General features: G+C 43.5%; 5 protein-coding genes and 1 pseudogene. All 6 read right to left on the reverse strand.

Translation table 11 applies throughout. The annotated features are described in order from the left end of the window. A pseudogene (locus LEP1GSC047_RS22545) lies at positions 1–160 on the reverse strand (IS66 family transposase); the annotation flags it as partial. Positions 161–201: 41 nt separating this feature from the next. Then, positions 202–552 carry an IS66 family insertion sequence element accessory protein TnpB gene (gene tnpB, locus LEP1GSC047_RS22550; protein ID WP_010410257.1) on the reverse strand — a complete coding sequence of 117 codons (351 nt, stop codon included), beginning with the start codon at positions 550–552 and terminating at the stop codon, positions 202–204. Between the two features lie 2 nt (positions 553–554). Beyond that, positions 555–818, reverse strand: a complete 264-nt coding sequence (tnpA, locus tag LEP1GSC047_RS13135) for an IS66 family insertion sequence element accessory protein TnpA (protein WP_010410263.1) — start codon at positions 816–818, stop codon at positions 555–557. Between the two features lie 218 nt (positions 819–1036). Beyond that, positions 1037–1612: a hypothetical protein gene (locus LEP1GSC047_RS13140; RefSeq protein WP_010415133.1), complete on the reverse strand. Its 576-nt coding sequence runs from the start codon at positions 1610–1612 to the stop codon at positions 1037–1039. 15 nt (positions 1613–1627) lie between these two features. Beyond that, the gene (locus LEP1GSC047_RS22185) at positions 1628–2950 is read right to left on the reverse strand and encodes a TIGR04388 family protein (RefSeq protein ID WP_020988809.1); all 1323 of its coding nucleotides are present in this window, start codon (positions 2948–2950) and stop codon (positions 1628–1630) included. A gap of 25 nt (positions 2951–2975) precedes the next feature. Next, a partial coding sequence (locus tag LEP1GSC047_RS22190; protein WP_020988807.1) for a TIGR04388 family protein occupies positions 2976–4546 on the reverse strand: 1571 nt, incomplete at its 5' end.

The raw sequence follows: 4546 nt of genomic DNA on the forward strand, positions 1-4546 counted from the left end.
CTATCTTCTCCGATTTGCTTCCATACAATTCTTTGCGATAGCCGAGAACGAGATTCTCCAAAGAACTAATCTTAGAACGAAGAGACGCATTATCTTTCTGTATATTATGCAATAATACTTTAAGCTCTTCGTTTTCCGCTAAAAGTTCCTCTCTAGACACTCTGCTTTTATATTTCTTGTCCTGCTTTCTTCAAGAACTTTTTATCGAAGGCCGGATACATCCATTAATCGATGCTCTTTTCTAAAATCTATACCCTTCAGTAGCCAGGATACTTCACGCCAACTTAAGTCCAACGCCGATTCCTCCGATTCAGGCCACGGAAACTTTCCCTTTTCGAGCCGCTTCTGCCATATGCAAAAGCCGTTTCCGTCCCAATACAGACATTTCAATCGATCTCGGCTCTTGCCACAGAACAAAAACAGATATTCCGAATACACATCCTTCGACATTTCTTTTTTCACTATAGTACTCAAACCGTTCCACGATTTCCTCATATCTGTCCTTCCCGGTCGGACATATACTCGCAGACTCTTCGGATCTCGAAATATCATTCCTATTTCCCTTGTATCGTTATGTTTATTTCTCCACTCCGGCTTATTTTTATTTCCACACCTTTACTCGCCTCTAAACTTCCTAAGTTTATTGGCACGAGCCTTTTCTCAGAGCCTGCCGTTTTCACTTTCTCTTTGCTATGACGAAGCCAATAACCTAACGTGCTTACGCTGATTCCCGACTCTTCGCAGTAAGCCTTCTGGCTCAAGCCGCTTTCTTGATATTCTGCTATATATTCTTCCCGACTCTTTCTTGCTTTGCTCATCTCATAAGTTTAACACGATTCGATCGATAGCTTACCCTGGGGTTAATTGAGCGCTTACCCACTTCGGTCAAAAAATCGCATCTGCGATTTTTGTGACCCCGTGTCGATCCTTCGCGGGGTGTGAAAGGAGATTTTGTCTGTAAGTTGCGAGCTTGCATTTTAGTTTTTAAATTCAATCCTTTCAGTATTTATAATCTCTTTTATCTTTATCCTTGTGACTACATGGTCTCCTCAGATTTAACATCACCAAATTCTTTGATATATTTTTCAAAATGGGCCTCGCATTCTTCTAACGATTGAAAGCTTTGTAGCCTCCCACATTCCGACCCAGGATTCCACTCTCCCTTCTTATTTTTATGCGAATAGCCTGCGCAGTAAAGGTCATATCCAGTAATTCCGCGAAAGGTGACTTGCTGAAATTCAAGTTCTCTACGTTTTCCTTTATAAAGAAGAGAGAACCCATTTTCTCGTAAGCTTTCGATCTCAATTTTATATTTATTTGAATTTTTTCGAAATTTTGCGATAGCAACGCTACTCTCTAAATTTATCTCCAAGCAATACTCTCTCGCGTCTGGGATATCAGCTGATAAAAATGTAGCCATGGTAGTTGAATCAACCATAGAGTAGATCCCAGAGGGAGGATTGAATCGACTTAATTTCTTATCTTCAATGTTTGAGTTCGCTTTCGTTGGCATGTTGATCTCCTTTTTAGATTCTTCTCCCACTTGTTCTACAGATTTTTCTTTGCAAAGAATCACGGACAAAAGTAAAAATAATATAGTATATTTTTTCAAAATGATTTACCTCTTCTATTTGCTGCTCTTTGGATTATATTCAAGCCCATATACATTGTTGAAATTTACATAAGCAGGGCGATTGATCAAATCACCTGATCTATTATGATCAAAGTTATACCAGTTACCATTCGGTCCTCTGACAATTCTTACATAGTGATTGGCGACTCCGTCATTATCGGTATCGACCCAGGCCAATGCAGTGTTCGCCTTGCTATTATTTAATGTATCGACATCAGAACTAGAAACTGGAATAATTCCCCCTTTACCTTCGATAAACGTCCACTTCTTCGGATCAGGGTTATTGCTCGGCAAATAATATCCATTGGTTTTGTTCTGTACATTTATCATTCCATCCTCACTCCAACCGCTTCCTTTACCAAGTGCAGGCGCGTACAGTCCTCGATATTTTTGATTTGTTATCCCCACATTACCGGCTGCTGCCTGCTGGGCCCAGAATTCGACTGGATCTTTTCCCATATAGTTCGTATGAACCGCGACGTAACAAATTGCCCCAGCTGTACTCGCTCCCAATTGGTTTGAAGTAATCTTATTATCTCCAAGCATATTAATTACATCTTGATAATTCTTTGAGTCTACATTGCCAGCGGGGAGCACGCTTTCCTTATTGTATTTAATCAAATTAATTTTCAACTTAGCCTGTTCAATTTGAGATGTCAGTAGAAGTTGATCACCTGCTGATAAACTTTTAGAATTTAAAAGTTTAGTATTCTCTGCAATTTGCGCCTTCAAATTACCAATATCTTCACGATCTTGTCTAGTTAAATTCGCTTCTGCTTTCGCACGTAATTCCACAACGGCATCAGTGAATCTTATTGACAGTGGGCCATTTGCGCCCTGGTTGAATTTAGTTGGATCTGTTTCAGTAAAGGCGTTAGTTATAGCCTCATCGGAACCGGGATTATTTTGATATCTCTCATAATTATTATCATAAGATCCTTCTCCATAGTTGATGAAATCCTTTTTGTTAGACTTGTTATTTCGTCCCTCTCCTTCCGCACCAGCAGGTTGTCCATTCTGAGCTTCCTCCTCCTTCCTAGTCAGCGCATAACCTAAATCCAGAATATTCTTACCTGCCTGCTCATCCGCGTTCTGAGGCCAAGAGGACCGGTCGTTTAACGGATCGTTAACCGGAATGTCTGTGTTGTTCTGCTGGTTTAAACTGTTAATAGCATCCTGCAAACGTTGACCAAAGGCTCCCTCATTACCCGAATCAATCGCATTCTGTTTGATTTCGTTAAACGCTGCTACGATCTTCTCGTTGCCGTTAGGATCATTGTGTAGATTCGCTATCTCTTCGGGAGTAAATTCTCCCATCTGGACTAGGATATCTCCATAGGACTTAGCCTGGTAACTCTTTAGCAGACGCTAATAATTGATCATTCTCGTAGGACGCTGCCGCATGTTCCTGTACTAAAGATGTCAAGAGATCCGTACTAAAGCTACCGTTGATCCCAAGTGGTCCAAAGCTGTGGGTATCCGTGTTGTAACCCACACTGACCGTATTGACTCCCTTAAACTGATTACTAAGAGTAATCTCTCCCGTATTCGAGAAGTTTAAGAACGCTCCTCCGAAATTACTCAGAGTATTCGTCCAACGGTTATCGCCTCCGCCAGAGTAGCTATAGTTCACTCCTGCATTCACAACTCCGGTGTCGCTTGCCGATACGTTCAGTCCAAAATTATTATTTCCGTATTTAGCTATGTTATAACCCCCATTCACCGTGTAGCCTCCATTACTCGTATTATAGCTGATTCCTACATACGTTCCGTTGGCATTCGGTAGGTTTGCATTTACGTTCATGGTAAGGCCGTTTCCAGGGGTAAACGATAGCCCTCCGTTGACTCCGAGTCCCTTCATCGCTCCTTGGCCTACAGTACCCGCTGCCACGATTCCGCCTCCCCAGCCCCCGGCCACTTCTTGTTGACCGGTTATGATATTCGCGTTTTGGTGAGGTGTATAGCTTACATATCCCGATACCGGAGTTTCTGTCGCCATCGTGGCTGCACTGATGACCCCGTTTGCAAATCCTGCTACCGCTCCGTTCGTCCCTCCAACTCTACTTCCCACATACGTTTGGGTTGCTATATTGGCCCCTACTGCCGTTAGCATCATTGCGCCATCTGCCGTGACTGCTGCTCCGGTGGAGAGGGCAGTGGCCGCCTCGAGTAATGGAGCTCCCGCTCCTCCTGAGAGTCCTGTGATGATTGCAGCAGTTACAATCGCCACTCCTTGTGCTGCATCTTCCAGTCTCTGGTTAGCCGCATTTTTTCTAGCGGTTTGTTGGTTCTCGTACTGTTCTAGTAATTGTCCGATCGCGTGAGGGTCTGCTCCTCCAAAATTGGGAGATAGCATCTCACCGATCGCATCAAATACCTTGTCTCTCGTAGCCTGCTTGATTTGTTGGCTCAAGCTTACATTCCCGGTATTTGCCTCTCCCTTCGCTTTCGAAAGGTCGATCGTATGTTGAAAGTCTGATGATTGTTTGTAGATGCTTTTATTATCGCTTGCGGATATTACACCTAAGTCGTGGCCTAGATCTCCCAGTGTCTTCATCACTCCGCCGGCAAACTTAGCAACCGTACTCTCGAGTCCACCGTGCAATAGCTGTTGGTCGGCTTCGAGTAAGCCTCCGGTGGCTAAGTTTGCAGCATCTAGCAGCAGTTTGTCCCGATTCAGTTCTTGCTTTCCTTGTTGTCTTTGCACAAACTGTTCAGCCATCTTAGCATACTGATCGATTTGAGCCTGGGACCAGCCATTGGCCTTGCCGTACTGCTGTACTACAAACCCCGCGCTACTCACCTGGTCTGCCTTGTACTGAGTCACTGCATCCTTATTGCCCTTTAGCTTGATATCATTGATTGCGATTCTAGTAGCATCGTTAAAGTCTTCTGCCTTAGATCCCGAGATTA

It is taken from the genome of Leptospira inadai serovar Lyme str. 10, from assembly GCF_000243675.2.
In the GTDB taxonomy this organism is placed as follows: domain Bacteria; phylum Spirochaetota; class Leptospiria; order Leptospirales; family Leptospiraceae; genus Leptospira_B; species Leptospira_B inadai.

Bases quoted from the DNA above. Each gene is read 5' to 3' on its own strand.
- tnpB (WP_010410257.1), bottom strand. From the start codon at position 552: ATGATATTTCGAGATCCGAAGAGTCTGCGAGTATATGTCCGACCGGGA.
- tnpA (WP_010410263.1), bottom strand. From the start codon at position 818: ATGAGCAAAGCAAGAAAGAGTCGGGAAGAATATATAGCAGAATATCAA.
- LEP1GSC047_RS22185 (WP_020988809.1), bottom strand. From the start codon at position 2,950: ATGGGAGAATTTACTCCCGAAGAGATAGCGAATCTACACAATGATCCT.